A 16,854-nucleotide genomic window follows, 5' to 3' on the forward strand; every position below is an offset into this window, starting at 1 on the left:
TATATACACTATCTTTTGAAGTTTTAATCTTATTTTTTAAATTTTGAAAAAGTTTTGTAATGCTAATTTGATTTCCAAGATTATAAGCAAGATATTTTAAAATTTCAAGCTCTAAAATAGTAAAATTATCTCTTAGCATTTGATTATTAAAATTAGATCTTCCATAATTTAAAAAAAGTCCTAAAGAATGATTAGAAGTTATATTTTTACCTATACTAAGAAATTCTTCAAAATCAAAATAATCAAGCTCCAATTCATCAAAACCCTCAAATTTTAAATCTTTTTTATTTGTACTTAAAATAATTGATATATTTATATCCTTTAAAGATATATTATGCTCTAGATTATACAAACAAAGAATTTTAATTTTTGTATTTTTTTGTAAAAAAGAAGGTAAATTTTTTAAACTTTCTTCCTCAAATCTCAAATCTTTTAGATCTAAAAATAAAATTTCTTCACTTTTAAACTGAGAGAGATAATTAAAAATTAAGGTTTTCTTGCCACAATATTTTGGCCCTTTAATAAGAGTACGCGTAGAAGTTATTTTTATTTTTCTTTCATAGTTTAATTCAAATTTATGAGGATTTTCATAAAAAAAATTTAAAACCCTCATAAATACTTAAAGATTTTGTTCTTGTAAAGATAAAGATTGATAGTGTGCAATTAAAGGTTCTATTATCTCATCAAAAAGACCATCTTGCATAATTGCATCTAAACGATAAAGTGTTAAATTGATGCGATGATCGCTAATTCTATTTTGTGGAAAATTATAAGTTCTTATACGCTCACTTCTATCTCCACTTCCTACTTGAGATTTTCTTGCTTCACTCTCTTTAGCTAAACGCTCATTTTCTTGCATTTCATAAAGTCTAGCTTTTAAAACTTTCATTGCACTTTCTTTGTTTTTATGCTGACTTTTTCCATCTTGATTTACTACAACAATTCCACTTGGAATATGAGTTATACGCACAGCACTATCAGTTGTATTAACACTTTGGCCTCCATGACCACTTGAACGCATTACATCAATTTTTAAATCATTAGGATTAATTTCAATTTCTATATCATCAACCTCAGGCATAACAGCAACCGTAATTGCTGAAGTATGGACTCTACCTTGTGACTCAGTTTGAGGAACTCTTTGAACGCGATGGGTTCCGCCTTCGTATTTCAATCTTGAATAAGCTCCTTCGCCTTTTACAAGCATTATAATTTCTTTAAATCCCCCTACACTTCCTTCACTTGAACTTACAATTTCAAGTTTATAACCACGAATTTCAGCATATCTTGCATAAGCCTTAACTAAATCTCCTACAAATAAAGAAGCTTCATCTCCACCTGTTCCAGCACGAATTTCTAAAAAAATATTTCTTTCATCATTAGGATCTTTAGGTAAAAGTAAAATTTTTATCTCTTCTTCTAATTTTGGTCTTAAATCTTCTAAATTTTTAAGCTCTTCTTTAGCGAGCTCAGCTAAATCTACATCACTTAATAGATTCTTATTTTCTTCAATATTTTGTAAAATTCTAAAATATTCTTTAATTTTAGCTACAATGGGTTCTAAATTTTTTTGTTCTTTAGAAAGGAGAGTCATTTTACTAATATCTTTTAAAATATTAGTATCGCTTAGAAGAGAATTGAGTTCTTCATAGCGTTTTAAAAAAGGTTCTAATTTTTCAGCTAGCATTAAAATCTATGCAATTTTATTCACCAAAAGTGCTAAGCGACTTACACGACGTGAAGCAGTTTGTTTCTTTAAAAAACCACGACTTACCATAGCATGTATGCTTTTATTTGCTATCTTTAAAGCTTCATTTGCAGCATTTTTATCATTATTCTCAACAGCTACCCTAACAGCTTTAGTGATATTTTTAAGTCTTGTACGATAAAATCTATTTCTTTCTGTTTTTTTAATTGTTTGTCTTGCTCTTTTTTCAGCTGATTTATGGTTTGCCATAAGCTTTTCTTCCTTGCCTTTGAAATTAAAACTTAAATTATATAAGAATAAATTTTAAAGTTATATTAATTTAAGTTTAAATTTATTTTAAAATAAACTTTTTAATTCGATATCCCATTGCAATAAATTAAAATGATTTAAAATTCCATAAATTACAGCACTGAGCAATCCTGCAAATAACCCTGCCAACATATCATCTAGCATTACGCCCAAGCCTCCTTTAAATTTTTTATCGACTATCCCGATAATAGAAGGTTTTAAAATATCAAACATTCTAAATAATATAAAAGAAAGTAAAAAAGCAAAAAGTGTATTTCCAAAAATAGCTAAAGCTAAAAATACTCCAGCAACTTCATCAATTACTATATGTTTATCATCGTGAATTTTAGTTTCTTTTTCATAATTATCAATCACACGAATTGAGGCAATACAGATAAGTATTGAAAGTAAAAATAAAGTTTGTATTCCTAAATATTTTAAAATAAAAAATGCAGGAATCAAAGCTGCTATAGTTCCAAAGGTCCCAGAAGCTTTTTTAGTGCAACCTGAATAAAAAAAAGTTAAATATAATTTTCTCATAATCTACACCATATAAGACATTTGATGAACTTCTAAAAGTTTTTGATAAAACTCTTCATCTTCTTTATATTCTAAGATTCCATTAGTAGGAAAAAGATCATTATAAATTTTTTGCATATTTTTAAAACGATTTGGAAAAAGTTTGCTCAAAATCATACTTGAAATTTCCTTTCTCATAAAAATAGCTGGAGGAATGATTCCTGCTCTTAATAATTCTTTTAAAGAATTACTATTAAAATGCATATGATGGTGATGTCCATGGGGACAAGATTTTGTACTTACTATAATAGCACACTTATCGCAAAAAACAAACTCAGGTAAAACAATTACTTCAATACCATAATCTTTAGCAAATTCATCTAAAATAGTTTTAGGTTGATTACAATCATAAAACATTCCAAGTCCGGTATGATTTTGTCCCACTACTAATTTCGTACAACCTAAATTCTTAGCAATAGTCCCTTCAAGTCCAGGATTTAAATGAGCGTGAAATATATCAGTATCTTGCAAAGGAAATACAAAAATACGCTCAGGTGGCAAATAATCTTTTATAAATTTATTTAAATATTTTTCTTTAAGAGCAAAATCAAGTCCATTTTCTTCATAAGATTCTATTAAAAAAACTACTACTAGATCAGCCTTATCAATACTCCATCTAAAAATTCTCTCATGAGCTCTATGTAAAGGATCAAAACTTGAAACTATCGCTGTAATTTTTTTTGCATTAAGATTATTTTTAATACTTAAAAATTTTTCTTTAATACTTTTAATAGGAGAATTATAAATTTCAAATTCCCCGCTAATACATACATTTTTATCATCTAAAAAACACTCATTAAAATTAAAAATACTTGTAAAATGACTTTTATATTTAAACTGGGAATGAAAAATTATATGTCCAACTATTTGATTATTTAATATAAGATCGATTTTATCGCCAAATTGAATATTTTTTAAAGTTTCTTTAATTTTATTATATTTAGAAACAAAGGTTAATGGATAAAGAAAAGTATGACCTTTAAATTTCTTTGTGCGTGAAATTTCTTCGCTTTCTTCTTCATTCATTAAATATCTATAAGGACCAAGCATTCCTTCTTTAATAAGTGCAAGAATTTTAAATTCATTAGCATTAATAACTATACTTTTATTTTCTTTTGCTGATTTCATATTTTTTCCTTTTTTCCCATAAAGATTTTCTTGAAATTCCTAATTTTTTAGACAAATCTGTATCTGGAAAAATATTTTGATAAGTAAGTATTATATATTTTACATATTCATCAATAGTTAAGATTTCATTATTATTGATATTTTTTTCATCATTTCTTAAATCAATATAATCAAAATTTACAGGCTTTTCCAATACAGTACTTGTATGCAAAATCACCATTTTATCTTTAATAAAATTTAAAATTTTTTCTTTTTCTGTATTTTTTAAGATTTGAAAATTGCTTATATATATAATATTGTTATAAGAAATGAGTTTAAAAATCTTTTCCAATGAACTTAATTCTAAAAGATCAATATATGAAAAAATTAAATCATATTTTTTCATATAACTAAAAACAAAAAAATCAGCATTATCTTGATTATTTGTCTGGATTATAAGAGGGAATTTAATTTTTTTATAATTGTATTCAATAGTTTTTAAATTTTTAAAATGTGATTTAAAATAACTTTCATAAGTATTATTTAATACAAGAAGTTTTCTAAAATCTTGATGATGCTTGATTTTTCTTAATAATTCTTCCATCATAAAAGGTTTTTGAATATAATCACTAGCTCCCATTTTTAATGGGTCAGAAACGGTATCTGTACTTATATATGAAATAAGAAGAATTATAATACTAGATTTAAATTTTTCAACTGCATTGATAAAATTATTAGTATTAGTAGAAAGAAGAATGACATCGTAAGTCTTTTCATCTTTTAACTCATCAAAAGAGTTAATAATTTCACACCAATATCCAATTTCACTTAATTTCATACTTATACTCTGTGCTAAGTAAATTTCATTTTCTATAATTAAAACTTTCATTATATTGTCCAATCAAAATATTTCAAATTTACGCAAGATAAGACAGCTATACCCTCTTCTCTTCCTACAAAACCTAATTTTTCTGTTGTAGTTGCTTTTACATTAACTCTAAATTCATCTATTTCTAGAATTTTGGCTATATTTTTTACAATATCTTGTTTAAAATTTTGCATTTTTGGAGCTTGTGCTATGATAGTTACATCGGCATTTATAATTTCAAATCCCACTTCTTTAACTTTTTGATAAGCTTGCTTTAAAAGCTCCATAGAATTAGCATTTTTAAATTTCATATTTGTATCTGGAAAAAGCTCACCTATATCTCCAAGCGCAGCAGCTCCAAGTAAAGCATCAATTAAAGAATGAGCCAAAACATCTCCATCACTATGAGCTTTTAAACCTTTACTAGGATGAATTTCAACCCCTCCTAAAAGCAAAGGACGCTTTTCTCCAAATTCGTGCACATCAAAACCATTGCCACAAAAAATTTCATTACTTGGTTTTGGTAAATCTAATTTTTTTAAATCCTCTTTAAAAGTGATTTTTCTTGCACTCTCTTCTCCTTCAACATACCAAATTTTTCCACCTACTGAAGCAATAGCACTACTATCATCGCTAAATTCTTTATCTGTTTCTAAAGCTTTTTTTAGTAAAGAAGTGCGTGAAATTTGTGGAGTTTGAATAAGCTTAATTTTTTCTCTTGGTAAAATTTTTTCATCAAATAAAGTAGTATCAACTACTTTTAAAATAGGCGTTATGCAATCTGCGTAATTAATATTTATAATTAATCTGTCAAATAATTCTTTAGAAATAAGCACTCTAGCAGCATCACTTACCATCACAAATTCGCTATCAATTTTATTAAGTGCATTCTTTAAAGATTGCGATCTTGATTTAGCGCCTTCAACAATTTCATAATGAGAAGTAAATTTTTTCATATAAGAAGTATTACTAGAAGTAACAACAACTTTTTTAAAATGATATAAAGAACTTAAATTTTTTGTCGCATATAGCCAAAGTGGATCATTTTTTAAACGAATAAATTGTTTTTTTACATCAAGATTAAATCTAGTAGAATCCCCAGCTGCAAGTATAATTAAGCTTATATCAAGCATATATTTTCCTTTTTAAAAATTATGACTTTATAGTATGTTACCATATTAAACACTTATAAAAAGCTAAATTTTATTTTTTTGTTAGTAGAATAATATTTTAAATAAGGAGAATTAATGTTAAAAAAAATTGAAGAAAAACTTAAAAACATAAAATATCCTGGATTTGAAAAAGATATTGTTAGTTTTGGTTTTGTAAAAAATATACATTTTGAAAATGAAACTGCTTTGATTGATATTGAAATAGTATCAGCAAATCCACAAATTGCAAAAGAACTAAAAGATAATATTGAAGCAAATCTTAAAGAATTAAATTTAAAAGAGCTTAAAATTAATATCATACAACCTAAAATTCCTGAAGAAAAAAGTAATTCTAGAACTGGAAAAAATATAGCTCCTCAAATTAAAAATTTTATTATGGTTTCTAGCGGCAAAGGTGGAGTAGGTAAAAGTACTACTGCTGTTAATTTAGCTATTTCTATGGCAAAAATGGGTAAAAAAGTAGGACTTTTAGACGCAGATATTTATGGACCAAATATTCCAAGAATGCTTGGAGAAACCAAAACACAACCTGAAGTTGTAGGCCAAAAATTAAAACCTATCTTAACACACGGAATTTATATAATGAGTATGGGTGTTTTAATTGAAGAAGGTCAAGGTCTTATGTGGCGTGGAGCTATGATTATGAAAGCTGTGGAACAGCTTTTATCTGATGTTATTTGGCCAGAACTTGATGTACTTTTTCTTGATATGCCTCCTGGAACTGGAGATGCTCAAATTACCTCAGCACAAAGTATTCCTATAACTGCTGGAGTTTGCGTAAGTACTCCTCAAATTGTTTCGCTTGATGATAGTAAAAGAGCACTGGATATGTTTAATAAACTTTATATTCCTATAGCAGGAATTATTGAAAATATGAGTGGATTTTTATGCCCTGATAATGGTAAAGAATATGATATTTTTGGCAAAGGCACAGCAGAAGATATAGCAAAAATTTATAATAGTGAGGTATTAGCTCAAATTCCTATTGAAATGATAGTTAGAGAAGGTGGAGATGAAGGAAAGCCTGTGAGTTTTTACCATCCTGAAAGTGTAAGTGCAAAACGTTATTCTATAGCTGCTGAAAAAATCTGGAATTTTATAGAAAAAATCAATCAAGAAGGTGGAGTAAATAATTCTAAAATCCAACCTACAATAAATGGTAAAAGTGTCTGTTCTTAAAATATGAGGAGAAAATAATGATAAATTCTAAAGAAGATTTTTTACTTTTTGTAAAGCAAATAGAACAAAAACAAGGATACAAAAGTCCAAAAGCTTTTGGTATTGCAAGGCTTGATCGTGGACAAATAAATAAAAATAAAATTTTACAAGCAAATTTTGCTTTTGTAAATTTTGAACAAAATTATGCCTCAGCTGCTATTATATTTGAAGCTTTTGCTAAAAGAGGGATTGAAATTGATTTTAATGCAAGTGAATTTGTTAGTATTTTAAAATTAGAAGATATAGAATTTGCTCTTTCTTGTTTTAAACCATTTTTAGAAGAAGAAGGGCATCAAAACATTGATTTACTTAAAATCATTAAAGAATCTTTTAAAGATGATGAATATGCTTTTGTATGTATTTTTGAAGATAAAGAGCCTTTAAGTGTTGAAAGCGTATATTTAAAACTCTATCTTATTTCAAGTAAAAAAGTTCCTTTAAGATCTTTAAATTTAAATGGAGCTTTTGGACTTTTAAGCAATGTTGCTTGGAGTGATGATAAACCAATAGAATTAGAATACTTAAGAGTAAATCAAATGAAACTTAAAATGAAAAATCAATATCCAAAAATTGATTTTGTTGATAAATTTCCAAGATTTTTATCCCATATCATTCCTGAAGAAAACACAAGAATTCTTGAAAGCTCTAAAGTCAGAATGGGAGCACATTTAGCAGCAGGGACAACTATAATGCCTGGTGCAAGTTATGTCAATTTTAATTCAGGGACTACAGGAGCTTGTATGGTTGAAGGGCGTATTAGTTCTTCGGTAGTAGTTGGAGAAGGCACTGATATAGGAGGAGGTGCTTCTATTTTAGGAGTTTTAAGTGGAACAAGCGGTAATGCCATTAGCATAGGAAAGTCTTGTCTTTTAGGAGCTAACTCTGTTACAGGTATACCTTTAGGAGATAACTGTATAGTAGATGCTGGAATTGCTGTTTTAGAAGGAACTAAATTTTTACTCAAGGATAAAGATAAACTTCAAAAAGTTAATAAAGATTTTGATTTTTCAAAAGATATGTATAAAGGATTAGAACTTCAAGGTTTAAACGGACTTCATTTTAGACAAGATTCTATTAGTGGAGCGATGATTGTAGGCTTTAATAAAAAAGCTGTAAAACTTAATGATGATTTACATTAAGCAGAGATTAACTCTGCTTAAATTTCGCTTTTATTAACAACAACTTTGTGAAGTTGTTTGACAAGAGCCTTGTGAAGCTGATTTTAGCATCCAAAGATCTTTTTCATATTTAGCAATTTTTTCTTGTGCGAAAGCAGCTGTAGTTGTATCGCTAACTTTTTCTGATTCTTCATTTAATTTTTTAAATTCATTTAAAAGATATTCATAATCTTTTTTAATAAATTCAATTACTTCAATAGGCGTAAAACAATCTTTATCTACTTTTGGACTTTTAGCTTTTTCTATTAAAGTTTTTCTACAAACTATAGCTTTTTCTCCAAGTTGTAATACTCTTTCGGCACAATCATCAAAAAGTTCTGCCATTTCTTCATAAGCTTTTTCTGTATATTCGTGAATTGAAAAAAACTGAAGACCTTTGACATTCCAATGATAATTATGAAATTTAATCCATAAATGATGTGCATCTGCTTGGATTTGTAATAATTGATTTACTACTGACATTTTATCTCCTTTTTTTAATTTTTAAAATTATAACATAAAATTATTAAATAATAATTATTATTATATAAAATTTTTTATTATAATTTTTAATTTGTTTTATTATACTCTTTTTCTGTAAAAAATTAACGAGAATTTAATATATTTTTTAAAATAAGTTTTCCTACTTCAACACCAGGTTGATTATAAGTATTTATCCCTAACATAATTCCACAAGCTGAAGTAAAAAGTTCATAATAATACATTAAATACCCTATATGCCAAGAATCAAGATATTCAATTTCTATTAAATCAACACTAAGATTTTCAGAAATTAATGCGTACATTGTTGCATCACATTGAGCATTTAAAAGTTCATTCAATTTTATATTATTACTTGATGAATCTAAAAATGTAAAATTAATATCCGGTATAATTGGAGAATCTTTAAGATTTTTAATTTTTAAAAAAGTTATTGTTTTATTTTTAGGTCCATCCATAATAAGCTGTAAAAAACTATGCTGATCCCTAGCACCGATTAAAGAAATAGGAGTTAAACCTATCCTTTTATATCCTTGTTTTTTACCCAAACTTTCAGCAATAAGCTGTATATACCATTCATTAAATCCTCTAAAAATATCATTATAACTAAACAAAACATTAATATTAGCACTTTTATGTGTGCAATAATGATAAGCCTTTTGCAAAATTTCATCTTTTTTATGGATAAAAAAATCTTCAAAACAAGATCTAGCACCATTTAAAAGTTCTTTAGCATCATAACCACAAAAACAAAATGGCACTATACCAACAGCAGAGAGTATGCTAAAACGCCCGCCAACATTATTTGGAATAAAAAAAGTCTTTATATTTAAATCTTTTGCTTGTTTATCAAGGTTGGAATCCTTATCAGTAATAAAAACAAAATAATTCTTTAACTCACTAAGTTTTAAATTAAAATATCCAACAATAATCTTAAAGATTGAAATAACCTCTATGGTATTGCCTGTTTTACTTGTGATTAAAAAAAGACTTTCTTTAATATTAATATGTTCTAGAATTTCCATTAAAGTAGAAGATGAAGTATTATCTACAATATAAAGATTTTTTAAACTTGTATTTTGATTAAAAAGCAAATCTTTTAATGCTTTAACCCCGCAGCTTGAACCACCCATTCCTACTAAAATAATATTTTTAATATGATCTTTATCTTTGATAAAATCCTTACTTTCATCAATAAGTTTCAAACTTGTATCAATTAAATGATAATATCCTATATCTCCACTTTTAAGCTCATCATTTATACGATTAGCATAAGATCTAATATTTTCAAATTTAGTTGTTTTAAAAAATAAAGTATTTTTTAACATAAGCTTTTCTTATAAAAGAAATTTGTTGCCTCTACAAAACCATCAACACTACCACAATCAAATCGCTTTCCTTGAAATTTATAAGCTAAAACCATTCCACTTAAAGCTTGAGTCAGTAAAGCATCAGTAAGTTGAATTTCTCCATTTTTTCCTTCTTTGGTATTTTCTAAAATACCAAAAATATCTGGAGTTAAAATATATCTTCCTATAATTGCCAAATTACTTGGAGCTTCATTGATATCTGGCTTTTCTATCATAGAATTAACCATAACCAAATTATCTTCTACATTATTTCCAGTAATTATTCCATAATTTGAAACCTGATCCTTTGGTACCTCCATAACTGCGATAATAGTGCAACGATATTTTTCATAAATTTTAACCATTTGTGTCATTACATTAAAACCTTCTTCATTAACACATAAATCATCAGCTAATATCACACCAAAAGCTTCATCTCCTACTAATGGTCTACTTTTTAAAATTGCATCACCCAGACCTTTCATTTGATTTTGTCTTGTAAAAGTAAAGGTACAACGATCTATTAAAGATCTTATATCATTTAATAAATATTCTTTTTTTGTTCCTAAAATTTGATGTTCAAGCTCATATGAAATATCAAAATAATCTTCTAAAGCTCTTTTACCTCTTCCAGTTACAAATCCCATATTGTCCATACCTGCTTCTAAGGCTTCATCAACACCATAATGAATAAGAGGTTTATTTAATATAGGTAGCATTTCTTTTGGGAGTGTTTTTGTTGCGGGTAAAAATCTAGTTCCATATCCAGCTGCTGGAAAAATACAAGTTTGAAGCATAAAATTTCCTTATTGTTATTATTTTATAAAAAAATTATAACAAAATTCGCTACAAATTTAAAATAATTAATAAGTTAAATTAGTTCATATGTAGTAAGAAGTGGTGACCCATACGAGACTCGAACTCGTGTTACCGCCGTGAAAGGGCGATGTCCTAACCGCTAGACGAATGGGCCTTTTAATTTTCAATGAGTTTTTTTTAAAAAGTGAATTATACATTTATTATTCTTAATATTATATTAAATTTTAAATTAATATTTTTAAATTATAATTTCATTTTTTTATATTTATCAAAAAGGTAAAATATGGATATTTTTAGTTTAATTTTTCTCTCTTTTGCCTTAGCAATGGATGCTTTTGCTGTATCTTTATGCAAGGGTTTTAGCGTTAAAAAATTAAATATAAAACACTATCTTTTAGTAGGAATTTATTTTGGCGGATTTCAAGCCATAATGCCTTTATTAGGATATATTATAGGAATAGAATTTGAACCTTTTGTTAGAGAAATTGATCATTGGATAGCCTTTATACTGCTTACTTTTATTGGTATAAAAATGATTAAAGAATCACTCGAAAATAAAAGTTGCGAAAATATAGCAAATGAATTTAATTTTAAAACTATGTTTTCATTAGCTATTGCAACAAGTATTGATGCATTTGCCATAGGGGTAAGTTTTGCTTTTTTGCAAGTTAATTTATTTTTAGCACTTTTTTTAATTGGTTTTATTACTTTTATACTTTGTATTTTTGCACTTAAAATTGGTAATCAATTTGGTGTTTATCTTAGCTCTAAAGCAGAATTATTAGGAGGTGGGGTTTTAATTTTACTTGGTATTAAAATTTTAATTCAGCATCTATTTTTTGATTAAATATCGAGTTCAATACCAACAGGAGCGTGATCTGAACCAAATATATCATCTCTTATAAAGGCATTTTTTAATTTCTTTTTTAAACCAGATGAAATAAAAAAATAATCAATCCGCCAACCTACATTTCTTTCTCTTGCTTTCATTCTATAACTCCACCACGAGTACTTTTCTTTGATATCCCCATTGATTTCTCTAAATGTGTCAATAAAACCTAAATTAAGCAAATCATCAATCCAAGCTCTTTCTATAGGCAAAAATCCTGATGTATTGGCATTTGCTTTTGGATGGGTAAGATCTATTTCTTTATGTGCAGTATTAACATCACCACAAATAATAATTTCTTTTTTATCACTTAAAAGTTTTTCAAGATATATTAAAAAATCTTTATAAAATTGCATTTTAAAATTTAAACGCTCTTCATCTTTTTGTCCATTAGGAAAATAGATATTAAAAAGAACTATATTTTTAAAACGATGCTCTAAAACTCTTCCTTCATCATCATCAAAAAATTCACATTTTTTTACTTCACATTCAAAATTACAAAGGCTCATTACTCCAGAATATCCCGCTCTTTTTGCAGAATTAGAATATATATATTTAAAGGGATATTCATAAATTCTTTTAGGAAATTTATCCTCATGAGCTTTAATTTCTTGAAAACCTATAAAATCAATATCTTCTTTACCTATCCAGTCTAATGCATTTTTATCACAAATGGCTCTTAAACCATTTACATTCCACGATAATAACTTCATCTTTATCCTTAAAATAAAAAAATGCAATCATAACATATTTTTTAAATTTGTGCTGTGTATTAATCTAAAACTATTATAATAAACATTTATTCAAGGGATAGTAAAAAAGGATAACAAAATATGCTAAAAATTTCATGGTTTAAATTTGTATTATTAAATTCCATACTGATTACTTGTTTAAATTTTAATCTTTTTATTTTTGTATATGAAAAGATTCAAAATATTTGGCTTACTTTAACTTTTATTGTTATGTATTTTTTACTTATACATACTATTTTTTCTATATTGTTTATCAAATATCTTACAAAATTTTTCTCTATATTTTTTATCTTAAGCTCTTTAATAAGTATATATTTTATTCATTATTATGGAGTTTTAATAGACTCTGATATGATTTTAAATGCTATGCAAACAGATGTAAAAGAAGTTAAAGAACTTTTAAATTGGCGTTTAATTCTTTTAATTTTAGGCTTTTTAATATTAACTACTTTTATTGTTAAATTAAAAATTGTTAATTCTAATAAATTTTCCACTAAGATAATTAGTATATCTTTGGCTTTAATTTTATTTTTAGGTTTATTTTTACCTCTAACTAAAACCTATATTCCATTTTTTAGAAGTTATAATGAAATTAGAATGTATAACACTCCTTTTTATCAAATTTATTCTTTATGGCGTTATTATAGCAAATACGTAAAAGCTAAAGAAAAATTTAAGACTATAGAAAATGATGCCTACATAGAAGATAATACAAGTAAAAAACTTCTTATTTTAGTAGTTGGTGAAACTGCAAGGGCGGCAAATTATTCTTTAGGTGATTATACTACAAATGATACAAACGCTTATACCAAAAAAGAAAATGTTATCTTTTTTAATAATGTTAGCTCTTGTGGAACAGCTACAGCTATAAGCTTACCTTGTATGTTTTCTATTTCAAAAAGAGCAAATTTCTCCAATAGCGAATTTCAAGAAAATGCTTTAGATATCTTGCAAAAATTAGGAGTTAATACTATTTGGATTGATAATAATTCAGGGGGTTGTAAAGGGGTTTGTGATCGCATTAAACAAACAGAATTATATTCTTATCAATATGATGAGAATTTACTTGATTCATTCAAAGAAAAGTTAAAAAATCTCAAAAATCAAAATATCATAGTATTGCATCTACAAGGATCACATGGACCAACTTATTATAAACGTTATCCTAAAGAATTTAAAAAATTTTTACCAACTTGTGATACCAATACACTTGATAAATGTTCACAAGAAGCACTTGTTAATACTTATGATAATACTTTGCTTTATACAGACTTTATTTTAAGTGAAATTATTGCTTTATTAAAAGAGAAGAATGATTTCCAAAGCTCTTTAATCTATATTTCTGATCATGGAGAAAGCTTGGGAGAAAATGGATTATATCTTCATGGTATGCCTTATGCTTTTGCTCCAAAATACCAAACACATGTTCCTTTAATTTTTTGGAGTAATGATAATAATTTAATAAAACTAGCGCAACAATACAGAAATTTAAAACTTTCTCAAGATAATCTTTTTAGTTCTCTTTTGGGATATTTTAATGTAAAAAGTAAAGTTTATGAGAGTAGCTACGATCTCTTTAGTAGTCAATTAAGAGGGGGGGGGGAATAACCCTTGAAGCCAAAATATAGTCTTTTAAACAATACTAAATACGCCATAGAGGGGATTTTAAGCCTTATTAAAAATGAAACTTCTTTTTGTATAGAACTTAGCATTATTATCCCTGCTATAATTATAAGCTTTTTTCTTCCAATTTCCTTGTTAGAACATTTATTTTTAATTTTTGTTTTGATACTTATTTTAATCGTAGAAGCATTAAATTCAGCAATTGAATCTTGTGTTGATTTAATAACAAATGAATGGAATGAAAAAGCAAAAATAGCAAAAGATTGTGGCTCAAGCGCTGTATTTTTTAGTGTTATTTTAGCTCTTTTTACTTGGGGAATGATATTGGGACGCTTATACTTATGAAATTTGAAAATTTAATAAAAGAGCTTTTTGGAAAAAAACGCTATGAACTTGTGAAATTTTTATGTGATAATGCTGATAACAATGGCTTTATTACAATAAAAATAAATGAGATAGAAAAAAAACTCAACCAAAGCAAACCTACTATTATTGCAACTTTTAAATTTTTAGAAGAAAAAAAAGTTTTTAAAAAACTTAAAAATGGGTTCTATCAACTTTATATTAAAGAATAAATATTTGCTAATTTAAAAATTAATTTCTTTATTAAAATTCGATAATTTATATAAGGAACAAAAAATGAAGCTTAAAAATCCTTTGGATATGCATTTACATTTAAGAGATAAATCGATGCTAGAACTTGTTGCACCTTTAAGTGCAAAAGATTTTCGTGCGGCTGTTATTATGCCTAATTTAATTCCTCCACTTTGCGATATTAAATCTTTAAGATCTTATAAAGAACGTATTCTAAAAGCAAGTAATGATAAATGTTTTACTCCGTTAATGACTCTTTTTTTTAAAAATTATGATGAAAAATTTTTAGAAAAAGCAAAAGATGAAATTTTTGCCATTAAGCTTTATCCAGCAGGAATTACTACAAATTCGGATAATGGGATTTCAAATTTTGAAATTGAAGCTTTAAAACCTACTTTAGAAGCTATGAGTGCTCTTAATATTCCTTTATTAATTCACGGAGAAACAAATGACTTTGTAATGGATAGAGAAAGTAATTTTGCAAAAATTTATGAAAAATTAGCAAAAAATTTTAAAAATCTCAAAATTGTAATGGAGCATATAACAACCAAAACACTTTGTAATTTATTAAAAGATTATGAAAATTTATACGCTACTATCACTTTACACCATTTAATGCTTACTTTAGATGATGTTATTGGAGGAAAAATGAAACCTCATTTATTTTGTAAACCCATTGCTAAAACTTATGAAGATAAAACTACACTTTGTGAATTGGCTTTTAATGGTTATGAAAAAGTAATGTTTGGAAGTGATAGCGCCCCTCATCCACAAAGCGAAAAAGAATGCTGTGGCTGTGCGGCAGGAATTTTTAGTGCTCCTATAGCCTTAAGTGTTTTAGCTGAACTATTTCAAAAATATTCAAATCAGGAAAATTTACAAAAATTTATATCAGATAATGCTTGTAAAGTCCATAGACTAAAATTTAAAGAAGATAAAATCATTACTTTAAATAATGAAGATTGGCAAGTTCCAAATGAGTATAAAAATAAAAATGAAAAAATCATCCCTTTTATGGCAGGAGAAAATTTAAAATTTCAAGTAAAACCCTAAATTATACAATTTAGGGTTTATTATAATTAAAAAATATTTATTCCAATACAATTAAAATTTTTTTTAAGATTATCTTTTTTAATACCTTTCCATACAAGAAAATAATCTACTATAGTCCAAATCCAAAGTCCGATTAAAATAATAAAACCTATATAGATAAAAGTAGTAATCGTACCTATAATAAAAGTTATAAGTTTAACAATCCCTAAAGTTATATCGCCTTTATAGAAGCGATCAATCCCATACAAACCAAAAAATAAACCTAAAATTAAACCAATAATATGACTTTTAAAATTTAAAGTTACAATAGTATTAATTTTATCTTCGCTAGAATTTTTAAGTTTTTCTTGAACAAAAATTAAGCTTTGCGATGGAATTTTATCAGAAATCATCATTAAAACGGTATTAGCATCCATAAATATTCCTCTAAAAAATATTATAATATCAAAAAATTTAAAAAATTAAAAGTTTTATTTTTGATTCAATTTGCTCTTTTATCTCTTCTTTTACAAGATTTTCTAAGATTTTTTTATCTGCTTTTACCCCATTCATATCTAAATGCCATAAAGCATTTTCAATAGCCTCTTCGCGATTTCTTTTAACTATGCGTATTTCATTAAAAATTACTTTATGAAATTTAATATTTTCTCTTAATAAAAAACTTTCTAAATCTTTTTTATAAAACCCTTTAAATTCTGTATTAAAATATTTAAAAATAGGATCTAAAAAATCACTCTTTCTATAATCAGCCCATCCAAGATAAATTCTAAGTGGGGCTAAAGATATAAAATTTTTATAATCTATATCATTTTGTAAAGCAGGAGACATACTTAAAAAAGCTATATCACATTTAAAATAAGAATTTTCCTTACAAAAAAGATTAAAACTTAAATTTTGACATTTAATATTATTTATATCTAAATTTAAAGCATCTTGGCTTAAAATTTCTAACATAGTTTTCGAACTATCTAAGGCTAAAATTTCTTTAGCACTTTTAGCAAAATGCAAAGTCCAAACTCCTGTCCCACAACCTATATCTATAATAAATTTATCTTTAAAATCTATATTAAGCTTTTTAAATTCTTTAAAACTATCTTTTTGTATCTGATTTAAAGATTCATTATATCTTGCATAAGTTTTAGCTTTTTTATCCCATAAATTCATTTTAATCCTATCT

19 protein-coding genes, 1 tRNA gene and 1 pseudogene are annotated in these 16,854 nt (G+C 26.2%); 7 read left to right on the plus strand and 14 right to left on the minus strand.

The window, feature by feature from the left end; all coding sequences use genetic code 11:
- From JG676_RS04735 to JG676_RS04765, 7 genes and pseudogenes are all read right to left on the minus strand, one after another.
- A pseudogene (locus JG676_RS04735) lies at nt 1-613 on the minus strand (ATP-binding protein); the annotation flags it as partial.
- A gap of 6 nt (nt 614-619) precedes the next feature.
- A complete protein-coding gene (prfA, locus tag JG676_RS04740; protein WP_200217475.1) occupies nt 620-1,687 on the minus strand; it encodes a peptide chain release factor 1 in 1,068 nt (355 codons plus the stop codon).
- A 6-nt stretch (nt 1,688-1,693) separates the two neighbouring features.
- Nucleotides 1,694-1,957 (minus strand): 30S ribosomal protein S20, encoded by a 264-nt coding sequence (gene rpsT, locus JG676_RS04745; RefSeq protein ID WP_200169808.1) that lies wholly within the window; start codon nt 1,955-1,957, stop codon nt 1,694-1,696.
- Nucleotides 1,958-2,044: 87 nt separating this feature from the next.
- Complete coding sequence (locus JG676_RS04750; protein ID WP_200169809.1) at nt 2,045-2,536, minus strand: phosphatidylglycerophosphatase A; 492 nt, start codon at nt 2,534-2,536, stop codon at nt 2,045-2,047.
- A gap of 3 nt (nt 2,537-2,539) precedes the next feature.
- On the minus strand, nt 2,540-3,703 hold the full coding sequence (locus tag JG676_RS04755) for a sulfate adenylyltransferase (protein WP_200169810.1): 1,164 nt from the start codon (nt 3,701-3,703) through the stop codon (nt 2,540-2,542).
- On the minus strand, nt 3,681-4,571 hold the full coding sequence (locus JG676_RS04760) for a response regulator (RefSeq protein WP_200217476.1): 891 nt from the start codon (nt 4,569-4,571) through the stop codon (nt 3,681-3,683). Before JG676_RS04760 ends, JG676_RS04755 begins: the two co-directional genes overlap by 23 nt.
- On the minus strand, nt 4,571-5,683 hold the full coding sequence (locus JG676_RS04765; protein ID WP_200217477.1) for a bifunctional 2-C-methyl-D-erythritol 4-phosphate cytidylyltransferase/2-C-methyl-D-erythritol 2,4-cyclodiphosphate synthase: 1,113 nt from the start codon (nt 5,681-5,683) through the stop codon (nt 4,571-4,573). The genes JG676_RS04760 and JG676_RS04765 overlap by 1 nt, the downstream gene beginning before the upstream one ends.
- Before the next feature lie 114 nt (nt 5,684-5,797).
- Here JG676_RS04765 and JG676_RS04770 point away from each other — a divergent pair, with 114 nt between their 5' ends.
- Together JG676_RS04770 and JG676_RS04775 are read left to right on the plus strand one after the other, a co-directional pair.
- Complete coding sequence (locus tag JG676_RS04770; RefSeq protein WP_200217478.1) at nt 5,798-6,901, plus strand: Mrp/NBP35 family ATP-binding protein; 1,104 nt, start codon at nt 5,798-5,800, stop codon at nt 6,899-6,901.
- Between the two features lie 17 nt (nt 6,902-6,918).
- On the plus strand, nt 6,919-8,079 hold the full coding sequence (locus JG676_RS04775) for a tetrahydrodipicolinate N-succinyltransferase N-terminal domain-containing protein (protein ID WP_200217479.1): 1,161 nt from the start codon (nt 6,919-6,921) through the stop codon (nt 8,077-8,079).
- Between the two features lie 33 nt (nt 8,080-8,112).
- Here the strand turns inward: JG676_RS04775 and JG676_RS04780 are convergent, their stop codons facing one another.
- The 4 genes from JG676_RS04780 to JG676_RS04795 all read right to left on the minus strand — a co-directional run bounded on the left by JG676_RS04780 (nt 8,113) and on the right by JG676_RS04795 (nt 10,920).
- A complete protein-coding gene (locus JG676_RS04780) occupies nt 8,113-8,580 on the minus strand; it encodes a DNA starvation/stationary phase protection protein (protein WP_200169815.1) in 468 nt (155 codons plus the stop codon).
- Between the two features lie 122 nt (nt 8,581-8,702).
- Nucleotides 8,703-9,926 (minus strand): glucose-6-phosphate isomerase, encoded by a 1,224-nt coding sequence (locus JG676_RS04785; protein ID WP_200217480.1) that lies wholly within the window; start codon nt 9,924-9,926, stop codon nt 8,703-8,705.
- On the minus strand, nt 9,920-10,744 hold the full coding sequence (gene galU / locus JG676_RS04790) for a UTP--glucose-1-phosphate uridylyltransferase GalU (protein WP_200169817.1): 825 nt from the start codon (nt 10,742-10,744) through the stop codon (nt 9,920-9,922). Before galU ends, JG676_RS04785 begins: the two co-directional genes overlap by 7 nt.
- A 101-nt stretch (nt 10,745-10,845) precedes the next feature.
- A tRNA-Glu gene (locus JG676_RS04795) sits at nt 10,846-10,920 on the minus strand.
- 129 nt (nt 10,921-11,049) lie between these two features.
- Between JG676_RS04795 and JG676_RS04800 the strand changes: the two genes are divergently transcribed.
- Nucleotides 11,050-11,613: a manganese efflux pump MntP family protein gene (locus tag JG676_RS04800; RefSeq protein ID WP_200169818.1), complete on the plus strand. Its 564-nt coding sequence runs from the start codon at nt 11,050-11,052 to the stop codon at nt 11,611-11,613.
- On the opposite strand, the gene JG676_RS04805 is transcribed toward JG676_RS04800, so the two are convergent.
- Nucleotides 11,610-12,368 (minus strand): exodeoxyribonuclease III, encoded by a 759-nt coding sequence (locus JG676_RS04805; RefSeq protein WP_200217481.1) that lies wholly within the window; start codon nt 12,366-12,368, stop codon nt 11,610-11,612. The genes JG676_RS04800 and JG676_RS04805 overlap by 4 nt on opposite strands.
- Nucleotides 12,369-12,488: 120 nt before the next feature.
- Between JG676_RS04805 and JG676_RS04810 the strand changes: the two genes are divergently transcribed.
- The 4 genes from JG676_RS04810 to pyrC all read left to right on the plus strand — a co-directional run bounded on the left by JG676_RS04810 (nt 12,489) and on the right by pyrC (nt 15,677).
- Complete coding sequence (locus JG676_RS04810) at nt 12,489-14,015, plus strand: phosphoethanolamine transferase (RefSeq protein WP_200217482.1); 1,527 nt, start codon at nt 12,489-12,491, stop codon at nt 14,013-14,015.
- A gap of 3 nt (nt 14,016-14,018) precedes the next feature.
- Complete coding sequence (locus JG676_RS04815) at nt 14,019-14,375, plus strand: diacylglycerol kinase (RefSeq protein ID WP_200169821.1); 357 nt, start codon at nt 14,019-14,021, stop codon at nt 14,373-14,375.
- The gene (locus JG676_RS04820) at nt 14,372-14,605 is read left to right on the plus strand and encodes a replication/maintenance protein RepL (protein WP_200217483.1); all 234 of its coding nucleotides are present in this window, start codon (nt 14,372-14,374) and stop codon (nt 14,603-14,605) included. Before JG676_RS04815 ends, JG676_RS04820 begins: the two co-directional genes overlap by 4 nt.
- A 64-nt stretch (nt 14,606-14,669) precedes the next feature.
- The gene (gene pyrC / locus JG676_RS04825; protein WP_200217484.1) at nt 14,670-15,677 is read left to right on the plus strand and encodes a dihydroorotase; all 1,008 of its coding nucleotides are present in this window, start codon (nt 14,670-14,672) and stop codon (nt 15,675-15,677) included.
- Nucleotides 15,678-15,703: 26 nt separating this feature from the next.
- On the opposite strand, the gene JG676_RS04830 is transcribed toward pyrC, so the two are convergent.
- Both JG676_RS04830 and JG676_RS04835 read right to left on the minus strand, forming a co-directional pair.
- The gene (locus JG676_RS04830; RefSeq protein WP_200217485.1) at nt 15,704-16,093 is read right to left on the minus strand and encodes a TM2 domain-containing protein; all 390 of its coding nucleotides are present in this window, start codon (nt 16,091-16,093) and stop codon (nt 15,704-15,706) included.
- Nucleotides 16,094-16,130: 37 nt separating this feature from the next.
- Nucleotides 16,131-16,841 carry a class I SAM-dependent methyltransferase gene (locus tag JG676_RS04835; protein ID WP_200217486.1) on the minus strand — a complete coding sequence of 237 codons (711 nt, stop codon included), beginning with the start codon at nt 16,839-16,841 and terminating at the stop codon, nt 16,131-16,133.
- Nucleotides 16,842-16,854 lie beyond the last annotated feature (13 nt).

It is taken from the genome of Campylobacter sp. 2018MI34 (genome assembly GCF_016598975.1).
In the GTDB taxonomy this organism is placed as follows: domain Bacteria; phylum Campylobacterota; class Campylobacteria; order Campylobacterales; family Campylobacteraceae; genus Campylobacter_D.

Bases quoted from the DNA above. Each gene is read 5' to 3' on its own strand.
- galU (WP_200169817.1), bottom strand. From the start codon at position 10,744: ATGCTTCAAACTTGTATTTTTCCAGCAGCTGGATATGGAACTAGATTT.
- JG676_RS04805 (WP_200217481.1), bottom strand. From the start codon at position 12,368: ATGAAGTTATTATCGTGGAATGTAAATGGTTTAAGAGCCATTTGTGAT.
- JG676_RS04785 (WP_200217480.1), bottom strand. From the start codon at position 9,926: ATGTTAAAAAATACTTTATTTTTTAAAACAACTAAATTTGAAAATATT.
- JG676_RS04760 (WP_200217476.1), bottom strand. From the start codon at position 4,571: ATGAAAGTTTTAATTATAGAAAATGAAATTTACTTAGCACAGAGTATA.
- JG676_RS04820 (WP_200217483.1), top strand. From the start codon at position 14,372: ATGAAATTTGAAAATTTAATAAAAGAGCTTTTTGGAAAAAAACGCTAT.
- rpsT (WP_200169808.1), bottom strand. From the start codon at position 1,957: ATGGCAAACCATAAATCAGCTGAAAAAAGAGCAAGACAAACAATTAAA.
- prfA (WP_200217475.1), bottom strand. From the start codon at position 1,687: ATGCTAGCTGAAAAATTAGAACCTTTTTTAAAACGCTATGAAGAACTC.
- JG676_RS04770 (WP_200217478.1), top strand. From the start codon at position 5,798: ATGTTAAAAAAAATTGAAGAAAAACTTAAAAACATAAAATATCCTGGA.
- JG676_RS04800 (WP_200169818.1), top strand. From the start codon at position 11,050: ATGGATATTTTTAGTTTAATTTTTCTCTCTTTTGCCTTAGCAATGGAT.
- JG676_RS04750 (WP_200169809.1), bottom strand. From the start codon at position 2,536: ATGAGAAAATTATATTTAACTTTTTTTTATTCAGGTTGCACTAAAAAA.
- JG676_RS04830 (WP_200217485.1), bottom strand. From the start codon at position 16,093: ATGGATGCTAATACCGTTTTAATGATGATTTCTGATAAAATTCCATCG.
- JG676_RS04765 (WP_200217477.1), bottom strand. From the start codon at position 5,683: ATGCTTGATATAAGCTTAATTATACTTGCAGCTGGGGATTCTACTAGA.
- JG676_RS04755 (WP_200169810.1), bottom strand. From the start codon at position 3,703: ATGAAATCAGCAAAAGAAAATAAAAGTATAGTTATTAATGCTAATGAA.
- JG676_RS04775 (WP_200217479.1), top strand. From the start codon at position 6,919: ATGATAAATTCTAAAGAAGATTTTTTACTTTTTGTAAAGCAAATAGAA.
- JG676_RS04835 (WP_200217486.1), bottom strand. From the start codon at position 16,841: ATGAATTTATGGGATAAAAAAGCTAAAACTTATGCAAGATATAATGAA.
- pyrC (WP_200217484.1), top strand. From the start codon at position 14,670: ATGAAGCTTAAAAATCCTTTGGATATGCATTTACATTTAAGAGATAAA.
- JG676_RS04810 (WP_200217482.1), top strand. From the start codon at position 12,489: ATGCTAAAAATTTCATGGTTTAAATTTGTATTATTAAATTCCATACTG.
- JG676_RS04780 (WP_200169815.1), bottom strand. From the start codon at position 8,580: ATGTCAGTAGTAAATCAATTATTACAAATCCAAGCAGATGCACATCAT.